The organism is Flavobacterium sp. CFS9 (assembly GCF_041154745.1).
Lineage (GTDB): Bacteria > Bacteroidota > Bacteroidia > Flavobacteriales > Flavobacteriaceae > Flavobacterium.
The window spans coordinates 104,154-127,371 of record NZ_AP031573.1 but is presented as its reverse complement, the minus strand read 5'-3'; the positions used below and the strand labels follow the sequence as shown (position 1 = coordinate 127,371).

Annotated in this window: 20 protein-coding genes and 1 other RNA gene; 12 read left to right on the top strand and 9 right to left on the bottom strand. The window is 35.8% G+C overall.

Going from position 1 to position 23,218, the window contains the following annotated elements:
- Positions 1-6: 6 nt before the first annotated feature.
- The 5 genes from ACAM30_RS00335 (at position 7) to ACAM30_RS00315 (ending at position 3,860) form a co-directional block, all read left to right on the top strand.
- Positions 7-897 carry a Ppx/GppA phosphatase family protein gene (locus ACAM30_RS00335; RefSeq protein WP_026110010.1) on the top strand — a complete coding sequence of 297 codons (891 nt, stop codon included), beginning with the start codon at positions 7-9 and terminating at the stop codon, positions 895-897.
- 128 nt (positions 898-1,025) lie between these two features.
- Positions 1,026-1,607, top strand: coding sequence for a TMEM175 family protein (locus ACAM30_RS00330; RefSeq protein ID WP_369616700.1), 582 nt, complete (start codon positions 1,026-1,028; stop codon positions 1,605-1,607).
- A 17-nt stretch (positions 1,608-1,624) separates the two neighbouring features.
- Positions 1,625-2,185 (top strand): Crp/Fnr family transcriptional regulator, encoded by a 561-nt coding sequence (locus ACAM30_RS00325; protein ID WP_369616699.1) that lies wholly within the window; start codon positions 1,625-1,627, stop codon positions 2,183-2,185.
- A 61-nt stretch (positions 2,186-2,246) separates the two neighbouring features.
- Positions 2,247-3,275 carry a saccharopine dehydrogenase gene (locus ACAM30_RS00320; protein ID WP_369616698.1) on the top strand — a complete coding sequence of 343 codons (1,029 nt, stop codon included), beginning with the start codon at positions 2,247-2,249 and terminating at the stop codon, positions 3,273-3,275.
- 6 nt (positions 3,276-3,281) lie between these two features.
- Positions 3,282-3,860: an NAD(P)H-dependent oxidoreductase gene (locus ACAM30_RS00315; protein ID WP_369616697.1), complete on the top strand. Its 579-nt coding sequence runs from the start codon at positions 3,282-3,284 to the stop codon at positions 3,858-3,860.
- Positions 3,861-3,864: 4 nt separating this feature from the next.
- Here ACAM30_RS00315 and ACAM30_RS00310 read toward each other — a convergent pair whose 3' ends face one another.
- Positions 3,865-4,209, bottom strand: coding sequence for a DNA polymerase III (locus ACAM30_RS00310; protein ID WP_264530646.1), 345 nt, complete (start codon positions 4,207-4,209; stop codon positions 3,865-3,867).
- 287 nt (positions 4,210-4,496) lie between these two features.
- On the bottom strand, positions 4,497-5,582 hold the full coding sequence (gene dnaX, locus ACAM30_RS00305) for a DNA polymerase III subunit gamma/tau (protein WP_369616696.1): 1,086 nt from the start codon (positions 5,580-5,582) through the stop codon (positions 4,497-4,499).
- Between the two features lie 187 nt (positions 5,583-5,769).
- Between dnaX and ACAM30_RS00300 the strand changes: the two genes are divergently transcribed.
- Complete coding sequence (locus ACAM30_RS00300) at positions 5,770-6,234, top strand: nuclear transport factor 2 family protein (protein ID WP_369616695.1); 465 nt, start codon at positions 5,770-5,772, stop codon at positions 6,232-6,234.
- 105 nt (positions 6,235-6,339) lie between these two features.
- Here the strand turns inward: ACAM30_RS00300 and ACAM30_RS00295 are convergent, their stop codons facing one another.
- Positions 6,340-6,633 carry a hypothetical protein gene (locus ACAM30_RS00295; protein WP_369616694.1) on the bottom strand — a complete coding sequence of 98 codons (294 nt, stop codon included), beginning with the start codon at positions 6,631-6,633 and terminating at the stop codon, positions 6,340-6,342.
- 124 nt (positions 6,634-6,757) lie between these two features.
- On the opposite strand from ACAM30_RS00295, the gene rnpB reads away from it, so the two are divergent.
- The 3 genes from rnpB to ACAM30_RS00280 all read left to right on the top strand — a co-directional run bounded on the left by rnpB (position 6,758) and on the right by ACAM30_RS00280 (position 9,395).
- An RNA gene (gene rnpB, locus ACAM30_RS00290) (RNase P RNA component class A) lies at positions 6,758-7,077 on the top strand.
- A gap of 31 nt (positions 7,078-7,108) precedes the next feature.
- Positions 7,109-8,359: a cation:dicarboxylase symporter family transporter gene (locus ACAM30_RS00285; protein ID WP_369616693.1), complete on the top strand. Its 1,251-nt coding sequence runs from the start codon at positions 7,109-7,111 to the stop codon at positions 8,357-8,359.
- Positions 8,360-8,471: 112 nt separating this feature from the next.
- The gene (locus tag ACAM30_RS00280) at positions 8,472-9,395 is read left to right on the top strand and encodes a ketopantoate reductase family protein (protein ID WP_369616692.1); all 924 of its coding nucleotides are present in this window, start codon (positions 8,472-8,474) and stop codon (positions 9,393-9,395) included.
- 125 nt (positions 9,396-9,520) lie between these two features.
- On the opposite strand, the gene ACAM30_RS00275 is transcribed toward ACAM30_RS00280, so the two are convergent.
- Together ACAM30_RS00275 and ACAM30_RS00270 are read right to left on the bottom strand one after the other, a co-directional pair.
- Positions 9,521-10,126, bottom strand: a complete 606-nt coding sequence (locus ACAM30_RS00275; protein WP_369616691.1) for an RsmD family RNA methyltransferase — start codon at positions 10,124-10,126, stop codon at positions 9,521-9,523.
- Positions 10,123-10,944, bottom strand: a complete 822-nt coding sequence (locus ACAM30_RS00270; RefSeq protein WP_369616690.1) for a DUF3822 family protein — start codon at positions 10,942-10,944, stop codon at positions 10,123-10,125. The genes ACAM30_RS00275 and ACAM30_RS00270 overlap by 4 nt, the downstream gene beginning before the upstream one ends.
- Positions 10,945-11,189: 245 nt before the next feature.
- Between ACAM30_RS00270 and ACAM30_RS00265 the strand changes: the two genes are divergently transcribed.
- Both ACAM30_RS00265 and ygiD read left to right on the top strand, forming a co-directional pair.
- On the top strand, positions 11,190-12,614 hold the full coding sequence (locus ACAM30_RS00265) for an ATP-dependent RecD-like DNA helicase (RefSeq protein ID WP_369616689.1): 1,425 nt from the start codon (positions 11,190-11,192) through the stop codon (positions 12,612-12,614).
- A gap of 82 nt (positions 12,615-12,696) precedes the next feature.
- Positions 12,697-13,527 carry a 4,5-DOPA dioxygenase extradiol gene (gene ygiD / locus ACAM30_RS00260; RefSeq protein ID WP_369616688.1) on the top strand — a complete coding sequence of 277 codons (831 nt, stop codon included), beginning with the start codon at positions 12,697-12,699 and terminating at the stop codon, positions 13,525-13,527.
- Positions 13,528-13,801: 274 nt separating this feature from the next.
- Here the strand turns inward: ygiD and ACAM30_RS00255 are convergent, their stop codons facing one another.
- Positions 13,802-15,208, bottom strand: a complete 1,407-nt coding sequence (locus ACAM30_RS00255) for a PQQ-binding-like beta-propeller repeat protein (RefSeq protein WP_369616687.1) — start codon at positions 15,206-15,208, stop codon at positions 13,802-13,804.
- A gap of 71 nt (positions 15,209-15,279) precedes the next feature.
- On the opposite strand from ACAM30_RS00255, the gene kdsB reads away from it, so the two are divergent.
- Complete coding sequence (gene kdsB, locus ACAM30_RS00250) at positions 15,280-16,014, top strand: 3-deoxy-manno-octulosonate cytidylyltransferase (RefSeq protein WP_369616686.1); 735 nt, start codon at positions 15,280-15,282, stop codon at positions 16,012-16,014.
- Between the two features lie 214 nt (positions 16,015-16,228).
- On the opposite strand, the gene ACAM30_RS00245 is transcribed toward kdsB, so the two are convergent.
- The 3 genes from ACAM30_RS00245 to ACAM30_RS00235 form a co-directional block, all read right to left on the bottom strand.
- Entirely contained in the window at positions 16,229-18,640 is a 2,412-nt protein-coding gene (locus tag ACAM30_RS00245) for a thiamine pyrophosphate-dependent enzyme (protein WP_369616685.1), read from the bottom strand.
- Between the two features lie 188 nt (positions 18,641-18,828).
- Positions 18,829-21,579 carry an aminopeptidase gene (locus tag ACAM30_RS00240; RefSeq protein WP_369616684.1) on the bottom strand — a complete coding sequence of 917 codons (2,751 nt, stop codon included), beginning with the start codon at positions 21,577-21,579 and terminating at the stop codon, positions 18,829-18,831.
- Positions 21,580-21,880: 301 nt separating this feature from the next.
- Positions 21,881-22,609: a TIGR00730 family Rossman fold protein gene (locus ACAM30_RS00235; protein WP_017496653.1), complete on the bottom strand. Its 729-nt coding sequence runs from the start codon at positions 22,607-22,609 to the stop codon at positions 21,881-21,883.
- Positions 22,610-23,218: the final 609 nt, after the last annotated feature.

The following is a 23,218-nucleotide window of genomic DNA, read 5'->3' as shown; positions in this document are numbered from 1 at the left end:
GTGAGCATGATTAATATAAGGAAATTTGCAGCGATAGATATTGGATCGAATGCCATGAGGCTTCTGATATCGAATGTTGTAGAACAAGATGGAAAAGAACCTCAATTTAACAAAAGTTCCCTTGTTCGTGTGCCAATTCGTTTGGGACAAGATGCCTTTACCGTAGGAGAAATTTCAGCAGAAAATATAGACCGAATGGTGGATGCCATGAAAGCATTCAACCTTTTGATGAAAGTACATAAAGTAGAACGTTATATGGCTTTTGCAACTTCTGCAATGCGAGAGGCCTATAATGCTAAGGAAGTTGTAGCACTAATCAAGAAAAAAGCCGATATAAAAATAGAAGTTATTGACGGTAAAAAAGAAGCCGCAATTATTGCTTCGACCGATTTACATCATCTCCTAAAAACAGACGAAACGTATCTTTTTGTAGATGTGGGTGGTGGAAGTACCGAGTTTACTTTGTTCTCAGACGGAAAAATGATCAATTCAAGATCTTTCAAAGCCGGAACCGTTCGTTTGTTAAACAATATGGTGCATGATGTGGTTTGGGATGAAATTGAAAAATGGATCAAAACGAACACGGCGGATTATGAAGAGGTAACGCTGATTGGTTCAGGTGGAAACATTAATAAATTGTTTAAAATGTCCGGGAAACAGCAGGAAAAACCACTTTCGTATATTTATATCAATTCACAATATGCTTTTCTGAACTCCTTAAGTTATGAGCAAAGAATTGCCGAATTAGGTTTGAACTCCGATCGTGCTGACGTAATTATTCACGCTACCAGAATTTATCTGAATGCCATGAAATGGAGTGGTGCACGTCAGATTTACGTTCCTAAAATCGGACTTTCTGACGGAATTGTAAAAGCGATGTATTACGGTAAAATTTAATTTTTAAAATATTTTTCTGCCACGAATTTTATGAATTAGAAAAAAATCTTTTTTATAATTGGAATAATAAATCGGAGAAGATCTTTTAATCTGCGGCAAAAATAAATGCTAACCAACAAATAAAATAAATGAATAAAACCAGACTTGAAGCTTTTAGTGATGGTGTTTTGGCTATTATCATTACCATCATGATTTTGGAAATTAAAGTACCTGCAGGTTCTGAATTTGCCGATTTAAAACCTTTGATTCCTAAGTTTTTGAGTTATGTGCTGAGTTTTATTTATGTGGGTATTTACTGGAACAATCACCATTATTTAATTCATAGCCTGGGTAAGGTAAATGGAAAAATTCTTTGGGCCAACTTGCATTTACTTTTTTGGCTTTCCCTAATTCCTGTTGCAACCGGATGGATGGGCGAACATAACTTTGCAAAAGCTTCTATGACTTTGTACGGAGCCGTATTACTACTGTGCTCTATTGCATACTTTATTTTACAGCGAATCATAATTGTAAGCGAAGGTGTAAATTCGACATTGGCAAAAGCGATCGGACGTGATTTAAAAGGACATGCTTCTTCATTGTTGTATATTTTAGGAATAGTATTTTCGTTTTTCAACGAATGGGCTTCGGGTGCGGCTTATTTCATTGTTGCTTTACTATGGCTCATTCCGGACAAGAGAATAGAAAAGATTTTTGCTCCTAAAAATTAATTTATTTTAAGTCTGTAATGAAAACCGTTTTTCAATCCATTAAGAATTTGCCGCAGGAAATATTAGATCAGCTGGATGAGTTAGTTACAGTCCGAAAACTTAAAAAAGGGGATCTTTTATTGAGAGAGGATCAGGTTTGTAACGAAATTGTACTGATTAAAAAAGGAATTTTAAGATCCTTCTTTTTCAACCATCAGGGCAATGAGATCACCAATTGTTTTGCTTTTGAGAACGATTTTATGGGATCGTTTTCAAGTTTTATCACGCAAAAAGTCGCCGAAGAAAATATTCAGGCACTTACCGATACTGAAATTGAAGTTATCAGTAAAGATGGAATAGAAAAACTGTATCAATCCAGTATTTATTGGCAGGAAGTTGGTCGTAAAATTGCAGAAATGGAGTATGTGACACTGCAAAAAAGAATGATTTCTTTTCAGAAACTTTCAGGAACTCAGCGGTATGAAGAACTTTATCAAAATCACAAAAATTACATTCAGCTGATTCCGCTTCAATATCTCGCTTCTTATCTGGGGGTTACTCCAAGACATTTAAGCCGAATCCGTAAAGCAATTTTATAGGACATTTGTCCGGTTCCTGAGAGAGGTTTCCATATTATTTTTGTTTCAAACAAATAGAATAATGAGGAAAAATATTTTAATAATCGGTGGAACAGGAATAGTAGGTAAAGTTATTTTGCGCATACTCAAAGGAAGAAATTCCGACTATAAAGTCTTTGTCGGCAGTCGTCATGCCGGAAAAAATGGAAGCACTTTAGTTGTAGATGTAAACAATCCAGAAACTTTTAATGCGATATTGGAACATAACATCGATATGATTGTGATGTGTACCAAAGATCGTGATAATGAAATCTTGCAATTTGCCATTCAAAACGGTTTGGACTATCTTGATATCACAAAACCAACTCCGGATTTAACTGCTGCATATAATTTTGCCAAAGCAAATAAACTTAAGATAAACAGTCGAATTGTTTTTGCGTCAGGCTGGATGGGGGGGATTGTAAGCAGTCTGGTGAATCATATAGAACCGGATAGTGCTAAAATTCAGGAAACAAATCTTTATATTTATTACTCTATCAGGGATTTGGCAGGAAAAAGTTCTGCTCATTTTTTGGCTGAAAACGTTTGTAAGCCCTTCGTAATTTATGAGAATGACAGCTCTAAAAATGTCAAACATTTTTCAGACTCACAAAACTTTAATTTTTCATTTGGAATAGGAAAACGGCAAGTGTATAACTTGGATGTTCCGGATTTATTTATTTTAAATCAGATCGAAAAAATACCAACTGTTTCGGTAAAAATGACTTATAATTCAAAAGTAGTTACCCGTTTAATGGGGTATCTTCAATCGCTTAAGGTTTTTAATATTATGTCTTTAAAAGAAAGGCAGCTGTTGTTTGGCTCCAGTGGGAAAGGAGATCAGGCTGTTTTTGAAGTCGTGATTAAAACGCAGTATAAAACAAAACGCATCAGTTTGCAGAGTACAAAAGGTCAGGCAGAATTGACGGCTTTTTCGGCAGTTTTACATATCGAAAAACTATTGAGTGAAAAAGTAGCTGACGGAATCTACTTTAGCCATCAGATACATTCTTCTGAAGAAATTTATGAAGAATTAACGGGGTACAACACCATTAATGTCAAAATAAGCTAATTGAAAATGAAAAATATTCTTATCATCAACGGCCATCCAAACTCATCCAGTTTTAATTTTGCGATTGCAGAATCTTATCTCAAAGGAACAATCGCATCGAAAGCCACGGTAGATACAATTACAATTGCAGAGCTAAATTTCAATCCGAGTTTACAATTTGGTTATCAAAAACGAACCGAGTTAGAACCTGATCTTCTGGCGTCTTGGGAGAAGATTAAAAAAGCAGACCATTTAGTATGGATTCATCCAGTTTGGTGGGGCGGTTTGCCGGCAATTACTAAAGGATTTATAGATCGGCTATTTTTACCAGGTATGGCTTTTCAATATCGTGAAAATTCAGTTTGGTGGGACAAATTGTTAAAAGGAAAAACCGCTCATATTATCACCACTTTAGACCAGCCTGGCTGGTATTACAGATTGTTTTACGGAAGACCCAGTGTCAATCAGCTTAAAAAAGCTACGCTCGAATTCTGTGGTATCAAGCCGGTGAAAGTGAGTTACATCGGAATTATAAAAACTGCTGATGAAGTGCAAAGAAAAAAATGGCTTCAAAAAGTATACAACTGGGGATTGTATACTAAATAAGAAGTTAAGAAGGCAAATCTAGTCCAAATGTTGAACGTAAAAGTTCGATGTTTGGATTGATTTCCACAAAGCGATTGTATCGGTCCTGATCGTTAAGACTGCGTTTAATTTCGATAGTTTCGTTAACCTGAACCTCAATGGTAATGTCATGATTGTGCAAATGACCTTTTAGATGACCTAAAAGTCCATATATCTGACCTTCAAAATCCAGCTTAGCGCCTTCGTTCGGAAGTTCAAAAGTAATTACAGTTCCGTTTAATTTAGGATCATTGATCAACAATAAAGACTGCATGATCTTATGACCTTTATCGCCCAGACGCTGTGCATATTTATTCCATTGCAGTAGCATTTCAGTTTCGGTAAATTCTTCCGTAGGCAGTTCAGTAGTCGGCTTTACAACAGTTTTACTGTTGGCTTCCAGTTCTTTTTTCTTGCGAATACTGGATAAGGAAAAGGCAGAAATTTTAGGCTCCGTACTGGTTTCAGGCTGAGGAGTTACAGGAACTTCTGTTTTTGGTGCTGAAGTTGTTTCTGCATTTTGAGAAGTTACCGTTTCAGATGTTTGAACAGTTTCTGTTTTTGGAGTTTTAACTTCTACTATAGAATATCCTCCATTTTTATAATAAGTAGGGGGAATTATGAATTGCTCAACTTTTTTTTTTCTCCATCAAAATTGATAGAGGCCAATTGCATCAAACAAAGTTCAACCAAAAGACGTTGGTTTTGACTTAGTTTATATTTTAAATCACAGTCGTTGGCAATATCAATACCTTTCAACAAAAAATCCTGAGAGCATTTTTGCGCCTGAACACCATACATTTGTTGTGCCTGTTCGCCTACTTCAAGTAAAGCGATTGTCGAAGGAGTTTTACTTACCAGTAAATCTCTGAAATGCGAAGCCAGTCCGGCGATAAAATGGTGTCCGTCGAAACCTTTTGCAAGGATATCGTTGTACGCCAGTAATAGATCCGGAATTTTATTTTCTAAAAGTAAATCGGTAATGCTAATATACGTTTCGTAATCTAGAACGTTTAGGTTTTCGGTTACCGCCTGACGCGTCAAATTAGTTCCGCAATACGAAACCACACGGTCAAAAATAGATAAAGCATCACGCATTGCACCATCAGCTTTTTGAGCAATAATGTGCAAGGCATCGTCTTCAAAATTGATCCCCTGACTTGCAGCAACATCCGCTAAATGTTCTTTAGCATCTTTTACTGTAATTCTTTTGAAATCAAAAATTTGACAACGGGATAAAATCGTTGGTATAATTTTATGCTTTTCTGTGGTTGCCAGAATGAAAATAGCGTGTTTTGGCGGTTCTTCTAATGTTTTAAGGAAAGCATTAAAAGCTGCTGAAGACAACATGTGTACCTCGTCAATGATATACACCTTATATTGTCCGGTTTGTGGTGGGATTCGAACCTGATCAATCAGATTACGAATGTCATCCACAGAGTTGTTGGAAGCGGCATCTAACTCAAAAACGTTAAAAGCAAAATCTTCATTGGGATCGTCATATCCGGGCTGATTTATTTTACGGGCCAGGATACGTGCACAAGTTGTTTTTCCAACACCACGCGGTCCGGTGAATAAAAGAGCAGAAGCAAGGTGATTGCTGTCAATAGCATTCAACAAAGTGTTGGTAATGGCTTTCTGTCCCACAACATCCTTAAAGGTTTGTGGACGATATTTACGTGCCGATACTACAAATTGTTCCATATTCTATTTTATTCGTTAGCAAATATAGGGTATAATTTAGTGAATTAAAAATTTAAAAATTCAAAGATTTTTAAGTGTTTGAGTGACTGTAAGTTTTATAAATTGCGGTTTATTAGATTAGAAAAATATACTATTTTTAATCCGAAAGAATATCGTTAGTTTATAACTCCTTTAAAACAAATAGTAAATGAATTTTTCAGAACGTTATCTTGCTTTGTCGTTTCTTGTGACGCTCTTTTGTTCATTAAATGGTAAAGCGCAAACCGCTCAGGATACACTTGATATCAAACGTGTTGCTTTAGCTTATATCGAGGCGCAGCACAATCCTAATCCGAAATTGATGGAAAGCGCTTTGCATCCCAGATTGGTAAAGAGATCGGTCTTTAAAAGTAAAGCCGCTCAAAAAGATTATGTCTCAGAATATTTTACGGAGAATATGGTGCTTCTTGCAGAAACCTATAATGCGAAAGGAGACAAATTCCCGAAAAACCCCAGAAAGGAAGTAAAGCTATTGGATGTTTCAGCACGAACTGCATCAGTAAAGTTACTGGCCGATGCCTGGATTGATTATATGCACATTGTAAAAACCAACGGAGAATGGAAGATTATAAACGTGCTTTGGCAGTACAATGATGTGTCGCAGCATGAATAAGTTAATCATTTGTAGATAGTAGTCCGGAAGGGATTTCCGTAAGAAACCAGAACGCATTTGACCAGTTGCTCACGGAAATCCTTCGGTAGGATTAGCTCCTGTAAATTACCTTCCCTTAATACTTAAATCCGATAAAAACTTTACCGTTTCCTGATCGGAGTCAGCAGAGAAACCTGCCACGTAAACCCCTTTTTTGCCTGAGATTGATTTAATTCCGTATACAACTGCCTCATCGCCGGGGTCTGAATTCCCTTCGTATCGATACACATGAACAATTTCAAATTTTTCAGGATTCTTTTTTATCATGTCTGAGTTTAAGTTAAAATCAAACGTAAATCCTTTTTCATTCAATTGATCTAAAGCTTTTGAAACAGTTGCGTAGTGATACATTCTAGTCATGATAATTGAATTTTAAAATTATGGGTTTTAAAGATAACCAATTTAAAATTAAATTGTTACGAATATGGAGTGAAAATCTAAAATTTAAAATCATTATTCTTAGTAGATAAAGTGTTACTTTTGCCCCGCAGACCGCCTTATCGTCGTTCCGATTGATCGGAAGGGAGGAAAGTCCGGACACCACAGAGAAGCATAGCGGGTAATACCCGTCGGTCCCGATTAATCGGGGCAAGGACAAGTGCAACAGAAAGTATGTACAGGTAATGCTGTAGTGAAACCAGGTAAACTCTATGCGGTGAAATACCAAGTATATCAGCATTTAAGGGCTTCTCGTCCGTTGTTGAAGGGTAGGTAGCTTGAGTTCCGCAGTAATGCGGAATCTAGATAAATGATAAGGCCCTGATTTATCGGGGACAGAATCCGGCTTATAGGTCTGCATTTTTTATATATTTGTGAAACTCTCTAATCTGCCTTCATGAATATTACTACTCCAAATTCTTCGAATCAACCTCCAAAAAGCACTTTCAGGCTTATCGTTACGAACCTTACTTTTTGGGTGCTAATTGCCATTATTGCCGGAATTTTGCTCGGTCATTTTTCGCCTGAAAATGGTGTGAAAATGGAAATACTGGGAGCTAAGTTTATTGCGCTGATTAAACTTTTTATAGGCCCGATTATATTTCTAACCATTGTTTTGGGGATTTCCGGAATGGGAAATCTGAAAAAAGTGGGTCGTATTGGAATTAAAGCACTAGGTTATTTTGAAGTGGTTTCAACTGTAGCATTGGCTATTGGTGTTGCTGTGGCTTATTTTTTTAAACCCGGTAAAATTGATAAATCCAGTTTGACTTTGGGAGATGCCAGTCAATATACAACGAATGCGGCTGAACATTTTTCATGGCTGCAGTTTTTCTTGTCCAATTTTACATTGCAAGTTTTATTAGCTGCTATTGTTTGTGGTATCGCGTTGAATTTTTATAAAAAAAGAGAACAGACGATTCTGGTTTTGGAACGTTTTTCTAATGTGGTTTTTTTAGGATTAAAATATGTGATGTATCTCGCTCCTGTCGGTGCTTTTGGAGGTATGGCTTACACTATTGGAAAGTTTGGTCTGCAGACACTTATTCCGCTTGGGAAATTGATGTTGTGTGTGTATCTGACGATGGCGCTTTTTGTTTTTCTGATTTTGGGAAGTATTTTGAAATATTATAAAATTAGTATTCTCTCTGTTTTGAAATACATAAAGGAAGAACTTTTACTGGTACTCGGAACTTCATCTTCTGAGGCGGCTTTACCCAGTATTATGGTGAAACTGGAACAAATGGGATGCAGTAAATCGGTTGTCGGATTGGTGATTCCAACGGGTTATTCTTTTAATCTGGACGGAACTTCGATTTATTTGTCGATGTCGGTAATATTTCTGGCGCAGTTGTATGACGTGCATTTGAGTTTCTTTGAGATTTTAAGCGTTATCGGAATCTTGATGATTACCTCAAAAGGGGCTGCCGGAGTAACCGGAAGCGGGTTTATTGTGCTGGCTTCGACTTTAACGGCCTTGCATAAAATTCCGGTTGAAGGTTTGGCTTTTTTACTGGGAGTTGATAAGTTTATGAGTGAAGCGAGAGCGATTACCAATTTGATTGGAAATACGGTAGCAACGATTATCATTTCGAAAACAGAACGCGATTTTACAGAGCTGAATCTGAACCCTGTTGTGGGGGAATAGTGTTGTGAGATGTGAGATGTGAGATGTTAAATGTGAGATGTGTGATGTCAAACTTGAAACTTGAAGCTTGGAATTTGGAATTTCAAATTTGAGTTTTTTTAAATAAGATTTTATGAAAAGAATTGGAATTTTAGGACTTGGTGGAGTAGGTGGTTATTTCGGCGGACTTTTGGCGAAAGCCTATTATAAATCGGATGAAGTTGAAGTAATTTTTATTGCTCGTGGCGCGACACAAAAAGCGATTGCCGATAGCGGATTGAAAATTGTAACCGATGAATCAGAAATGATTGTGCATCCAAAATTGGTTTCGAATAATCCGGAGGAAATTGGGGGACTGGATTACTTAATTTGTGCTACCAAAACCTATGATATTGAGGAAAGTTTGCTTTCGCTTCAAAGCTGTATTGTAGCTAAAACGGTTATTCTTCCATTGTATAATGGAGTTGACGCTCCGGAACGCATTCAGAAAATATTTCCTCAGAACGATATTCTGCAAGGCTGTGTCTATATCATTTCGATGATCACTTTACCCGGAACCATTCGTAAAATGGGCTTTTATGAAAAACTGTTTTTTGGTTCTAAGACGGTTTCGGCTTCAAAATTAGAAAAATTACAAAGGATTTTTCAGCAAGCCAGAATTGAAAGTTATTTGGTGGAAACTATTGAAGAAACAGTATGGGAGAAGTTTATTTTTATTTCGGCTTTAGCCACAACAACTTCTTATCTGAATCAGAATATTGGTGAAATTCGGGACAATCCGGATGCCATGTCGGTTTATGTGGGATTGGTACATGAAATTGATGCGGTTGCCAAAGCAAAAGGATTAAAACTGCCGGATGATATTGTAAATCAGACCGTACTTAAGTTGGAAAAATCACCACGCGAAGCTACATCATCGATGCACAGAGATTTATTAGCCGGCAAGAATACTGAGGCATTTTCGCTTACTAAGTTTGTGTTGAATGAAGGGATTAAGTATGGCGTAAAAACTCCGCTTTATGAGAAGATCTCTAAGATACTTGTGCCTTCTTTATAATTTGTTTTTTACCCAGGTTGAGCAGATGCTCAGATTGTTGTGACGATGTTTTAAAAGCAGAAAAACCTTGACGAATCAAGGTTTTTCTGCTTTTAAATTTTAATTCAGTATTTGAAGAGCGAGGTTTATCCTTCGTCTTCTTCCGTTATTTTAGTAGATGAATCGTCCGGTAATTCTTCGTCGTCATCGGTAGAGTTCAATTCGAAGAAACTGAAGAAAGAGCCTCCGTAACTTTTTTGAAAAGAAAAATTACTCAAATGATCCATTTTGGTGTATTTGGAATGCTCGATAATCATCATGCCATCTTCGTGAAGCAATTCTCTTTCGAAAACCGTTAGGACAATTTTTTCGAATGAGGCCTGGTCAAATCCATAAGGCGGATCGGCAAAAACAATATCGTAAGACGTTTTACAGTTTTCCAGAAATTTGTATACATCACTTTTAGTTGCCGCGATGTCAAAATCGTATTCTGACGAAACTTGTTTGATGAATTTTACGCATCCAAAATCGCCATCTACAGAGGTAATTGGAGCACTTCCGCGGGAAGCGAATTCAAAACTGATGTTACCGGTTCCTGAAAACAAATCTAAAACCTTTAAACTGTCAAAACTGAAATGATTGTTCAAAACATTAAATAATGCTTCTTTACTCATGTCGGTTGTTGGTCTTACAGGAAGGTTTTTTGGCGGAAAAATGCGACGTCCTTTGTATTTCCCTGAAATAATTCTCATGATTGGAATAAGATATAATGTTTTTGATTTTCGGCTGTGGTGAAGCTATTTCTTTGCTGTAAGGTGCTTACATCCAAAAAGGATATATGACGAATGTATTTATATGCAATCGCATAAAACGCATCGTTTTGGTCGATGGTGCCCAATAATTCAAGTGGAAAACTTTCAGGATTCAAACTTAATTGTTCGGCAGTAAAAAGCAAATAATAAATAAAATCTTCAGGTGTTTGATATTCAAACGAATTGAATAACAATAGTTTTTGATTTTGGACTACAATCACTTCAAAATGACCGGGGTTGAAATTAACCACCATTTTTTTATCGTCATTGTTTCGTGAAGCGTCCAGAATTTTTTCTACTAAAATACTGTTGGCATGTTTGTAATCGAAAGTACCAAACTGATCGATGAAAAAATTGTTGATATTGACATATGGTATGTAAACCGCATTCATTTGATATTTTGAAATTTGATCGTAAGCAAAAAAATCAGTTTCGAAAACTTTTGTGTTGTATTGCAGGTAACTTCCAAGGTAGTTTTCATCAAACAAAGCCGTTGGAACAAAAGTGGACAGGTTGTTATTATGAATTACTAAAACTTCATCATAAGTTTCCTTTAATTCAGGATGATTTTTAAAAACATCTCCAAACAATTCTTCAATTTTGGTCGTTTTGTGAAACGTATCGAAATGAATTTCTTTTAAAGAAGTAACGGTATTATTTAAAGTATCAAAACAGCAAAATGACAATCCGGTCAGAGAAACCTGAATAGAAAGCTTTTTGTAATTTTTTGAAGTGATGTTAGTGTTTTGTAATGACATATTGATTTACAATTCGTTACCTGTTTTACAAGAAGGAATTTTAGGCGACCACAAACTTACAAATTAAAAAGCAACAATAATAATTGCAATTTCAAAAAACAATTTCACATTCATTTTAAAAGAAAGTTAAGAATAGTTTTTTATGGAAAATAAATTTAAGGTTCGTTAATAAATCCCGTCGGGATTAAAATTTTAAATTGGCATTGCCATTTAAAAAGACGAACTTTGTATCTCAAATTTACCCTATGAATTCAGCATTGTTTTACGGCATTTTACAAAAGAGATTTCCATTTGCTCCAACGTATAAGCAGGATATTTTTTTTCAAAAAATCGCTATTTTTTTAACCGAACCGGCTAACGACACCATTTTTGTTCTGAAAGGATATGCAGGAACGGGAAAAACAACTGTGATTTCGACCATCGTGAACAATTTGGGTGATATTAATAAAAAGTATGTATTGTTAGCGCCAACGGGACGTGCAGCAAAGGTAATCGCTAATTATGCGAATACGCCCGCATTTACGATTCATAAAAAAATATATTTCCCCAAGAAATCTTCCGGTGGAGGTGTAGCTTTTACGAAACAGCAAAACAAACATAAAAATACCATTTTTATCGTCGATGAGGCCTCAATGATTTCGGATAATAATTCCGATTCAAAATTGTACGATAACGGATCACTGCTGGATGATTTGATTAATTATGTGTATTCGGGAACCAATTGTAAAATGATTCTTTTGGGAGATACTGCTCAGCTTCCGCCTGTAAATATGGATATTAGCCCGGCTTTGGATACGCATACTCTAGGGATTCACTATGGTAAAGAAGTCGAACATATCGAACTGGATGAAGTAATGCGTCAGGAAGAAAGTTCCGGAATTTTGTTCAATGCGACAGAACTAAGAGAGCTTTTGAAAGAGAGTTTTATTACCGAATTTAGGTTCAATGTTAGGGGATTTAAAGACATTGTCCGTTTGACGGACGGATATGATATTCAGGACGCTATTAATATGGCTTACAGCAATTATAGTATTGAAGATACTGCTTTTATTGTTCGCTCGAATAAAAGAGCTAATCAGTATAACGAACAGATTCGAACCAGAATTCTGTTTAAAGAAAGTGAACTTTCGGCAGGAGATTTCCTGATGGTGGTAAAGAACAATTATTTCTGGCTGAAAGAAACAGATGAAGCAGGATTTATTGCCAATGGAGATATTATCGAAGTTTTGGAGCTTTTTGGAATCAAGGAATTGTACGGGTTTAATTTTGCAAAAGTAAAAATCAGAATGGTCGATTATCCGGATCAAAAGCCCTTTGAAACGGTATTAATTTTAGATACTATTAAAAGTGAATCTCCATCTTTAACTTATGAAGAATCCAATCGTTTGTATGAGGAAGTGATGAAAGATTATGAAAACGAAAGTACCAAATACAAGAAGTTTCAGAAAGTAAAAGAAAACGAATATTTTAACGGTTTGCAGGTGAAATTTTCCTATGCAATCACCTGTCATAAATCACAGGGAGGGCAATGGAATACAGTTTTTATCGAACAGCCGTATTTGCCAAACGGAATTGATCGCGATTACATCAGATGGCTGTACACGGCTATGACGCGTGCTAAAAATAAGTTATATTTGATAGGTTTTAAAGACGAGAGTTTCGAGGAATAAAGTACGAATTTCACTAATTGTCACGAATTTTTTAGATTTAGTATTGGTAAGATCTGTGAAATTCGTGTGATAACCTTTTACTATGACAACACTAAACGATTTACATTCGATTTCATCTTCGTTTTCGAATACGGATAAAATGCCGGTTTTGTTTTTGGGACACGGGAGTCCGATGAATGCGATTGAGGAAAATCAGTTTGTAACCGGTTTTCGAAATCTGGCAAAAACACTTCCGCAGCCCAATGCTATTTTGTGTGTTTCTGCTCACTGGTTTACCAACGGAACTAAGGTGACTTCGATGCAAATGCCCAGAACGATTCATGATTTTGGAGGATTTCCACAAGCTCTTTTTGACGTACAATATCCTGCAAAAGGGAGCCCGGAACTGGCTCAGGAGACTAAAAAAATATTAGAACCTGTACTTGTAGATTTAGACGAGCACTGGGGACTGGATCATGGTGCCTGGAGTGTAATTAAACATCTGTATCCGGAAGCAAACGTTCCGGTGATTCAGTTGAGTATCAATTATACGAAGTCAGGACAATACCATTTTGAGTTGGCACAAAAGCTGCAATCGTTGCGCCGCAAAGGAGTTTTGATTATTGGAAGCGGAAACATTGTTCATAATTTACGATTGGTCGATTTCAGGAACTTTGATAAAGACAATTACGGTTACGATTGGGCAATTGAAGCACGAGAAACCATCAACGGTTACTTATTGGATGATAATTTCCAGCCTTTGATTGACTTTGAAAAAATGAATAAAGCAACCCAATTGGCAATTCCTACTCCTGAACATTATTTACCATTACTGTATACTTTAGGGTTAAAAGAAAAATCAGAAGAACTCAGTTTGTTTAATGATAAACTATTGGCTGGGTCTTTAAGTATGACATCGGTTAAAATAATGTAATGCGATTTTGTGAATCTCTACGGATTATTACGCAGAGATTCACAAAGATATCGCAGAGATTCACGGATTTTTTTACATGTTGTGTGATTTTTGTAACGCAGATTTTGCAGATTCAGTAGATTTTCTCGTAGAATTCTGAATACATTCGGCTAAATTTAATCTGCTGAATTTGCAAAATCTGCGTGAAACTCTTCTATATTATCTTCAGAAGCAAAAGAAAAAGAATCTTAGCGAATCTCCGTGGCATCTTTGTGAATCTCTGCGAAATCATAATTTATGATTCTTTTTCTAAGTTATACGCGTACAGATAACCGTCGGCACTTCCAAAATAAATAGTGTTCTTGTTGATAAATGGTGAAGAAACAATTGGTCCCAATTTGTATAATTCATCCATTGCCATTTTGTTATTTTTATATAGAGAAAGATCAGTATTGTGAGCGGCATGACCGGAATCTAAAAGATCATTTTTTAAGACAGTTGAAGCAAATTGTTTTCGATTTTCAGTACTTATAGTTTTCGATTTCTTTCCGTTAGAAAGCAGATCTAAACTGAAGAAATTCCCTGTAAAATCACCAAAATAAATAGTGCTTCCTGCTATAGCTGGAGAATTATAGACGTAACCATTGGTTTTGAATCGATATTTTTCTGCACCATTTCGGGCGTCCAAAGCCAGCAGAGCATAAGTGTCTGAGGTTCCTACATAAACCGTGTTATTCTGAATAACCGCAGTACTTAAAACCCAGGAATTTTCGGCATCGTATTTCCAAATCAATTTTCCGGTTTCGGCTTCAAGAGCAAAGAAGAATGGCTCTCTGGCTCCAAAAAAGACTTTTCCGTCAGCGACAGCTACAGCGGACTGGATTCCTTTAAAGCCTATTTTTGTACCCGTTGCAAAACGCCAGATTTCTTTACCGTTTTCTATGTTTAAGGCGTATAGAACTGCATCCCAACCGCCAACGTAAATTTTATTCTGATCGATTACCGGAGTTCCGTGTACAGGTCCGTTGGTTTTAAACTTCCATTTTAAACTTCCTGTTTTGGCATCCAGCGAATAAACATTTCCATCGCTGCTTCCAAATAGCACAACAGCTTTTTTTTCTTTTTCATAAACTACCGGAGATGACAGATAAAAACTCCATAAATCATCCATGTATTGGGTTTCCGGCTTTAATCCGAATATGCCTTTTTCTCCATACCAGTGTTCTCCACCGGTTTTAAATTTCCAGATTAATTTCCCGTTTTGAGTGTTTACCGCGTAATAATTTCCGTCAAAACTTCCAAAGAAAACAGAATTTCCAAAGATGCCCGGAGTACTGTGAATGGCTCCGTTGGTTTTGAATTTCCACTTTATTTTTCCTGAGTTTTCTTCAATAGCATAAAGAAAACCATCTTCACTGCCAATGTAAACTACACCGTTTCGTGCAACGGGAGAAGAGAAAATTTTACCGTTAGTTTTGAATTTCCATTTTAGACTGGAAGCTGGCTGATATCCCTGTCCGTCGAAAACGCGATCTGTAAAGGCATTGTTTATTGTAGTTTTGTTTTGGCAGAAGGCCGAGGGAATAAAAGTTAAGTTTAATAAAAGCAGGGGCAAAATCAGGTGTTTTTTCATGGTGGTTTTTTCTGATAAATATAATGCATTTTTTAAGGTGCTGCTCTTCAGATTTGTAAATTGCAGCATAGAATATTTTTTTTAAACTTATTAGTTTTGAATAGTTACATTTGTTTAGAAGTTTATAAAAGAAAAATAAAATGAAGATAATAGCTGTAATTCCGGCACGATATGCATCAACACGTTTTCCTGCTAAACTAATGCAGGATTTAGGAGGGAAAACGGTAATTTTAAGAACGTATGAAGCAACCGTTGCTACCAAATTGTTTGACGATGTATTTGTGGTAACGGATTCCGATTTAATTTATAACGAAATTGTAAATCAGGGCGGGAAAGCTATTATGAGTATTAAAGAACACGAATCCGGAAGTGATCGAATTGCAGAAGCAGTTGCGGGTCTTGATGTTGATATTGTGGTTAATGTACAAGGGGATGAACCTTTTACTGAAGCAGGACCTTTAGAGCAGGTTTTGTCTGTGTTTAAAGAGGATAGAGAACGCAAAATAGATCTGGCTTCTTTAATGCGTGAGATTACAGATGAAACAGAAATTAACAATCCGAATAATGTAAAAGTAGTGGTCGATCAGTCGCAGTTTGCTTTGTATTTTTCGAGATCGGTAATTCCGTATCCAAGAGATAAAGAGGTTGGGGTACGTTATTTTCAGCACATCGGAATTTATGCTTTTAGAAAACAAGCCTTACTGGATTTTTACAGTCTGCCGATGAAATCTTTAGAAGCTTCTGAGAAATTAGAGCAATTGCGTTATTTAGAATTCGGCAAACGCATTAAAATGGTAGAAACTACTCATGTCGGAATCGGAATTGATACTGCTGAGGATTTGGAAAAAGCAAGAGCAATTTTAAAGGATATTTAATTGAAGCAGGTTGGTTCTGGAATTGGTGAAATGTAAAATGTAAAATGTAAAATGTAAAATGTAAAATGTAAAATGTAAAATGTAAAATGTTAGAAGTTAGATGTGGAACCTGAAACCTGGAACCTGAAACTTGAAACTTGAAACTCGGAACAAAAAAAAACTCCCCAAACGAAATATTTTCTTTTGGGGAGTTTTTGTATAGTGAATTAAATTCTTAGTATAAAGCAGGGTATTTAGAAGGATTAGCTTCATGCATCATGCTGTAGACTTTTTCGAAAATATCTTCTGCGGAAGGTTTTGAGAAATAATCACCATCAGTTCCATAAGCCGGTCTGTGCTCTTTTGCAGCAAGCGTTTGCGGTTTACTGTCTAAATGGTGGTAAGCATCCTGTTCTTCCATGATTTGCTGTAAAATAAACGCAGAAGCTCCACCAGGAACATCTTCGTCAATTACTAACAAACGGTTGGTTTTAGCGATACTTTTTACAATGTCCTTATTGACGTCAAAAGGAAGAAGAGACTGAATGTCGATAACTTCACAGTCTATACCTAAATCTAACAATTCAACAGCAGCCTGCTCTACTAATCTTAGCGTCGATCCGTAAGAAACAAGTGTAATATCTGAACCTTCTTTTAGCGTTTCAACTACACCAATTGGTGTTTTGAATTCACCAAAGTTTAAAGGCGTTTTTTCTTTTAAACGGTAACCATTCAAACATTCAATTACTAAAGCCGGTTCATCACATTCTAAAAGGGTGTTGTAGAATCCTGCAGCCTGAGTCATGTTTCTCGGAACCAAAACGTGAATACCACGAATAGCATTGATAATCATTCCCATTGGTGAACCTGAATGCCAGATACCTTCTAAACGGTGTCCACGGGTTCTGATGATTAACGGTGCTTTTTGTTTTCCTACCGTTCTGTATTGCAATGTTGCCAAATCATCACTCATGATTTGGATAGCATATAGTAAATAATCTAAGTATTGAATTTCAGCAATTGGACGCAGACCTCTTAAAGCCATTCCAATTCCCTGACCAATGATGGTAGCTTCACGGATTCCGATATCGGCAACACGAAGTTCTCCATATTTTTCCTGCATCCCTTCTAATCCCTGATTTACGTCACCAATATTTCCAACATCCTCACCAAAAATTAAGGTTTCCGGATATTTAGTAAATAAAGCATCAAAGTTATCACGTAAAATCATTCTTCCGTCAAGGTCCGCTTTCGCGTCTTCGGCATATTTCGGAAGTACTTTTTCAACTGAAAATACATTTAATTCAGAATCAGAGTATAAGTTACTGCTGAATCTTGGCTGTGTAATTTTAATGTAGTTTGTAATCCAGTTCGATAATAAAACTTTACTGTTTGGCACTTCAATAAAACGCAATATCTTTCTTGCTATAGCAAGCATTTCCTTTTTTAAAGGTGATTTTATAGCGCTTAATTCCGAAATATATTTTTGTATTCTTTCTTTGTGATTGATGCTGGCTTCAGCAATTTGACCTAACAAAGCCAAAAGATTTTTCTGATCTTCAATAATTGGATTGATGAAAGAATTCCAAGCCTCTTTTTTAGCTTCAAGGACTTCTTTTTTCAATTCAAAATCAATTTCAGCTAATTCTTCAGGTGATGCAATGTTAATAGCAATCATCCACAAACGCATCTGACGGATACAGTCAAAATCTTTTTCCCAAGCCAGTCTCTCTGCGTTTTTATAACGTTCGTGTGAACCGGAAGTAGAATGTCCCTGAGGTTGTGTTAATTCGTTTACGTGAATTAAAACCGGAATGTGCTCTTCACGTGCAATAGCGCCCGCTCTTTCGTAAGTCGAAACCAACTCTGCATAATCCCAGCCTTTAACTCTGAAAATTTCATAACCTTTAGAATCTTCATCGCGTTGGTATCCTTTTAAAATCTCAGAGATGTTTTCTTTTGTAGTCTGATGTCTGGCGTGAACCGAAATTCCGTATTCATCATCCCAAACACTCATTACCATTGGAACTTGTAGAACTCCGGCAGCGTTTATAGTTTCAAAGAACAAGCCTTCAGATGTACTTGCATTTCCGATAGTTCCCCAGGCAACTTCGTTTCCGTCTACTGTAAATTTATCTTTAACAGTAATTCCGTCAACATTTCTATAAATTTTAGAAGCCTGTGCCAATCCTAATAATCTAGGCATTTGTCCGGCTGTAGGAGATATATCTGCGCTTGAATTTTTTTGTTTTGTTAAATCTTTCCAGGAGCCGTCTTCGTTTAAACTATGTGTTACAAAGTGTCCTCCCATTTGTCTTCCGGCAGACATTGGATCAAAATCTAAATCGGTATGACCGTATAAACCTGCGAAAAACTGTTTTGGAGTCAATTCGCCAATAGCCATCATAAAAGTCTGATCGCGGTAGTATCCGGAACGGAAATCACCATTTTTAAAGGCTTTCGCCATGGCAAGTTGTGGAACTTCTTTACCGTCTCCAAATATTCCAAATTTGGCTTTCCCTGTCAATACCTCTTTACGTCCTAAAAGACTACATTCACGGCTCGTAACCGCAATTTTGTAGTCGTTCATTACTTCAGTTTTGAAATCTTCGAAAGTAAGTGTAGTATTATTTTTTTCTTTAATCATAATCTCAAATGGGTAATGTTTCGGAGCAAAAATAATTAAAAAGTATCAATAATCATAATTCATTAAAGTAAATATAATTTAATTATCTGTAATTAAATTGCTAAAACAGGGTGTGTTTTTTAAGTGATATTTAGTGTTTTTGTTTTTTTTATGCGAATAACTTATGTTTTTATAACTAATTCATTCGATTAAAGCCATTTTCTAGTGAAAAGATTAAGTAATGTTTTTGGTGAAAATGTGACGATAAATCGTATTTTTTCGCTGTATTTATTTTGTGAAATCTCCCATCCGTTATTCGAATAAACCGGAAAGTACAATTCAAAATAGTCCGGAACTAAATTTAACCGAATACCACTATCATATCTGAAATCTTCGCTTTGATGCTTGCTTCTCATGAAGCCTACATCTCCGTAAATCTCAATCCAGTTCCATATAGCGTAGCTCGCATTTAGGGTAGCCATCCATTGATTGGCATATCTTGGTGCTATTTTAGATTTAAAACCACCTTCAGCTATTACGTATTGCTGACTGAAAATTCCGGTACTTTCTGATCTTCCGAAAAAATTGTAATCAAACATATAATCAGATGGTCGGTCTAAACCAAAACTGAAATAATCAGAGTTTGTTCGATTGTATAAAAAACTTCCGGCGTACAATCTTAAATTTAGTTTGCGATTGTTTTCAAAAAGTCTTCTGTATTCAATTTCTGCGGCTACTTTTCCAAATTTTCCCGAGAACTGAACATCCGTCATAAAATTAAAATGATTGACCAGTTCCGTTTTTGTATTAACGTAACGAGCATTGAAAACGGAGTAATTTGGTGTCGAATTGTCTGTGATGTAAGTGCTTGCTTCACGATTTACAATAACCTGCCTGAACATGATCAGTTGTTTTCGGTTATCTCTGAAGTTTTCTTCACGTATTCTAAACTGTACCATGGGATTCAGTCTCAAATAGGTCGCATCAGGAGCGTAGTGGTAATAGTTTTGGCTTAAAGAATAACGTACATTATATAAGGTACTGTTTCGGTAGTATTGATTCCAGGAAAATGAGGAAGAACCGGAAAAAGTTTTAGCATTAATCGAATAAGCCGGATTGATATCAAAAGTGAAAGGTTTGTCCAGAATTGTTTTGTTATGAAGACGCATACCGGGAGTTAAGCCGTCATAATAGTTATAGGTAAGCGTCGGGATATATAAAATCTGATTATAATATGGATCTTCGAGATCTTTGGCAAAATTAAATTTGATCGGACGATTAGTAATAACCAGGCTTTTTATGGATCTCCAGTTGTTTCTTTGGTTGTACTCCGGAACCTCATTGTCATAGTTGATAACAATCTTGTCGGCATTTTTTCGCTCAAAGATATAAGTAGAATCGGCTGTTTTTGGCTCAACCCATTCTTTAAAAACAACTTCATTTTTATTAATCCCATAGATAGGAATCGGAGCATAGATGCCGGTTCTGTTTTTTATTCGAAAAGCGACAGTGTCTTTCGTTCTCGAAACATGAGTGAACTTATAATCGATAATGTCGCGTGAACCTATAATGGTATTGAAAAACCAATCAATCTTTTTTGGACTTTTTTGGGTTAGTATTTTTTCTAAATCGTAACGGTTGGTTTGTTGGTTTTTGTTTAAATCGTAGAATTGCTGCACACTTTCGGGAACAATATTGTGATTTAAATAATCGTCTAAATAACTAAGACTTAAACCTGCACGATATTTACTCGCGATTTGTTCGTTGAATTTGATTAAAGTATTTTTCGGATCACCCAAAGGCTGATCCAGATTTTTACGAGCCATTAACATGTAGTAATAGCTGTATTGCTCGTTGAAAGTCAGATTAGTGATGTTGAAGCTTGAAAAAAGTTTCATATCAGAAAGTCTTCCCAGCATTTTTTGATCCAGATGATTTTCTTCGATGTACTTCATCATCGCATAAATCTGAATACCGTCGTAAACCCAGTTGTCCTTTCTGGGGTCCAGACGCAGACTATTTTTAAGATAGTTATTCAGATAAGTTTTCAGGAATGTAATTTCAAAAACAAATTCGTCTGAAAACGGACTGATAAAGGAAGGTAACTGATTCAGTCCGTAGAATGGATTTCGATCATAATCTACCTGAGAAACCGTGATTTTTTGATGGGGATATTTTCCAATAAAAGAGTTCGCAAAAGTGACCACTTTATTGATGATTATGGCGCTTTGAATTTCGGTTAGTCTTTTGTTTTTAAGATTGGTAACCACCTCAAGTGATCCGTTATCGTAACTTTTGAAACCATTTTGTTTTTCAATAAACAGACTAAAATCAGTTCTGTTTTTTCCCGAAAATTGGTAAGATTTAAAGGAAGAGTTAGTGTTATCTTCCGAAATCTGATTCAAATCAGTCGTTATAGAGTACTGATTGGGTATTTTTATTTCGAGTTGATAATCTGTACTTGCATTGGCTATATCGTCCAAATTGAAATTGTCGTATTTCATAAACCGGTGATTCTCAAAACGGGCGGGGGTTAAGAACCAGTCTTTTAAATTCATGCCTCCATTTTGATCAAAACCATAACGGGTAAATTTGTCACTCGGAATTTTAGTAATATAAATTAAGTGCAAGTCAATTTTTTCTCCCGGACGTAATTTTCGGTTTAGTTTTACGACAATATAATCGGGATTTTTTTCAGTTCTTTCCCATTCAAGTGCGGAATTGTCAGAGTCGGTAAGACTCAAAACAGTTGTGCTTCCTCTTTCAGAAGTTTTTGCCAGGTGAAAACCTCTGTAAAATTCATCAGAAAAACGTCTGGCTAATGGTGTGTTTTTATCGGAGAAAGCATTGTTCCAATCGTTAAGAACTATCGAAACCAAAGAATCATTCGAAGTATTATAATAAGTAATATCCTGTTTGATATTCAGGGTCTTGAGTTCAACATTAACAGCGACTTCCATCTTAGACTGATGTTGCGCGTATTGTTTTATTGAACTGAACAGAACAAAAAGATAGAATATAATTTTATAAAATGATTTCAAGGATAGGGTAAATGATTAAAATTATAAATAAACTCTTGAGAAAATAATAGTTCCGGTTTTTTGTAAAAATAGCATAAAAAAAGCTGTTTAAAAAACAGCTTTTAATTTTTGTAGTATTTTATTTAACTGAATCATACACAGTACTATATTTGTCTCAGTTTTTAGCGGCTAAGTGCGAAATTTAAATTTTCGTATTCGCTTAAAAAGACTAATATGTGTATTAGAAATTTGGACTTAAATCGTATTTTTTGTAGAATTTATCCAATACATCAACTACTTCGTCTTCAGTGTCTACTATTTTAAATAAGTTCAAATCTTCAGGGCTAACCGTGTGCATTTTTTCTACCAGTACTGTTTTAACCCATTCGATCAATCCTGACCAGAATTCAACTCCAACTAATATAATAGGGAATTTTCCAATTTTTTTAGTTTGAATCAAAGTGATCGCTTCAAACATTTCGTCAAGAGTTCCGAAACCTCCCGGCATTACCACAAAACCTTGCGAATATTTAACGAACATTACTTTTCTCACAAAGAAATAATCGAAATTCAGGTTTTTATCGTGGTCAATATAAGGATTGAAATGTTGCTCAAAAGGCAATTCGATGTTTAATCCAACCGAAGTTCCGCCTCCTAAGTGAGCTCCTTTGTTTCCAGCCTCCATGATTCCTGGTCCACCTCCTGTGATTACGCCGTAACCCGCTTTACTGATTTTATAAGCAATTTTCTCAGCTAATAAATAGTATTTGTCTTCTGGTTTTGTTCTTGCCGAACCGAAAATCGATACACATGGACCAATACGTCCCATGCTTTCGTAACCGTTTACAAATTCAGCCATGATTTTAAAAATCGCCCAGCTGTCATTCGTTCTGATTTCATTCCACGTTTTTTGTTTTAAACGGTCCTGAATTACTTTATCCTCATCATTATCAAAATCTTCTAATCTCATTTTAGGTATTTTATAATTTATATTTTTTTTAAAATTGGCCTCTTTTTAGCATGGATAAAAGAGTGGTGCCCGTTTGCTGATTTTTGGTCGAATTGTTGTTTTTCGATCAGAAAAAGTAGTGCCAAAATTTGAGATTTTGACAAAAAGGCTAGCTAAATTAAGCCTTTTTTTGTGATTTGATGCATAAAATGAAATTTATTAATTTAAATATAGCATCTAAATAAAAGGGTTTAATTAGTTGTTGTTCATTATCAGTAAATTAAAGAAGTTTTGTGTTGATTCTTTATCTTGTCTTGAAAGATTTAATTGAACCGCTCAATATGTGTCGTTCCGCTGGAACTTTTTGATGTGATGGATTCTTTATTTCAACGGATTAAAATCCGTTGCTATAACTATGTCGTTCCTTCGGAACTTGTTTTGTTGTGATTTTTTGTCTCAAAGAATTATAATTTGTTGTTATAGATTTGCCGTTCGTGCAGAATTTCTTTTCCCACGCAAGAAGAGCCATTGGCTCGATCCATTTTGTAACAACGGATTTTAATCCGTCATATAAATCAAACGAAGTAATGAATAGAACCGTAGGTTTGGTCAATATTGTTTACCGCAATT

What these genes read in the sequence shown, in the direction of transcription:
- ACAM30_RS00335 (WP_026110010.1), top strand. Translation starts at nt 7, where the DNA reads ATGATTAATATAAGGAAATTTGCAGCGATAGATATTGGATCGAATGCC.
- ACAM30_RS00330 (WP_369616700.1), top strand. Translation starts at nt 1,026, where the DNA reads ATGAATAAAACCAGACTTGAAGCTTTTAGTGATGGTGTTTTGGCTATT.
- ACAM30_RS00325 (WP_369616699.1), top strand. Translation starts at nt 1,625, where the DNA reads ATGAAAACCGTTTTTCAATCCATTAAGAATTTGCCGCAGGAAATATTA.
- ACAM30_RS00320 (WP_369616698.1), top strand. Translation starts at nt 2,247, where the DNA reads ATGAGGAAAAATATTTTAATAATCGGTGGAACAGGAATAGTAGGTAAA.
- ACAM30_RS00315 (WP_369616697.1), top strand. Translation starts at nt 3,282, where the DNA reads ATGAAAAATATTCTTATCATCAACGGCCATCCAAACTCATCCAGTTTT.
- ACAM30_RS00310 (WP_264530646.1), bottom strand. Translation starts at nt 4,209, where the DNA reads ATGCTACTGCAATGGAATAAATATGCACAGCGTCTGGGCGATAAAGGT.
- dnaX (WP_369616696.1), bottom strand. Translation starts at nt 5,582, where the DNA reads ATGGAACAATTTGTAGTATCGGCACGTAAATATCGTCCACAAACCTTT.
- ACAM30_RS00300 (WP_369616695.1), top strand. Translation starts at nt 5,770, where the DNA reads ATGAATTTTTCAGAACGTTATCTTGCTTTGTCGTTTCTTGTGACGCTC.
- ACAM30_RS00295 (WP_369616694.1), bottom strand. Translation starts at nt 6,633, where the DNA reads ATGACTAGAATGTATCACTACGCAACTGTTTCAAAAGCTTTAGATCAA.
- ACAM30_RS00285 (WP_369616693.1), top strand. Translation starts at nt 7,109, where the DNA reads ATGAATATTACTACTCCAAATTCTTCGAATCAACCTCCAAAAAGCACT.
- ACAM30_RS00280 (WP_369616692.1), top strand. Translation starts at nt 8,472, where the DNA reads ATGAAAAGAATTGGAATTTTAGGACTTGGTGGAGTAGGTGGTTATTTC.
- ACAM30_RS00275 (WP_369616691.1), bottom strand. Translation starts at nt 10,126, where the DNA reads ATGAGAATTATTTCAGGGAAATACAAAGGACGTCGCATTTTTCCGCCA.
- ACAM30_RS00270 (WP_369616690.1), bottom strand. Translation starts at nt 10,944, where the DNA reads ATGTCATTACAAAACACTAACATCACTTCAAAAAATTACAAAAAGCTT.
- ACAM30_RS00265 (WP_369616689.1), top strand. Translation starts at nt 11,190, where the DNA reads ATGAATTCAGCATTGTTTTACGGCATTTTACAAAAGAGATTTCCATTT.
- ygiD (WP_369616688.1), top strand. Translation starts at nt 12,697, where the DNA reads ATGACAACACTAAACGATTTACATTCGATTTCATCTTCGTTTTCGAAT.
- ACAM30_RS00255 (WP_369616687.1), bottom strand. Translation starts at nt 15,208, where the DNA reads ATGCTGCAATTTACAAATCTGAAGAGCAGCACCTTAAAAAATGCATTA.
- kdsB (WP_369616686.1), top strand. Translation starts at nt 15,280, where the DNA reads ATGAAGATAATAGCTGTAATTCCGGCACGATATGCATCAACACGTTTT.
- ACAM30_RS00245 (WP_369616685.1), bottom strand. Translation starts at nt 18,640, where the DNA reads ATGATTAAAGAAAAAAATAATACTACACTTACTTTCGAAGATTTCAAA.
- ACAM30_RS00240 (WP_369616684.1), bottom strand. Translation starts at nt 21,579, where the DNA reads ATGGAAGTCGCTGTTAATGTTGAACTCAAGACCCTGAATATCAAACAG.
- ACAM30_RS00235 (WP_017496653.1), bottom strand. Translation starts at nt 22,609, where the DNA reads ATGAGATTAGAAGATTTTGATAATGATGAGGATAAAGTAATTCAGGAC.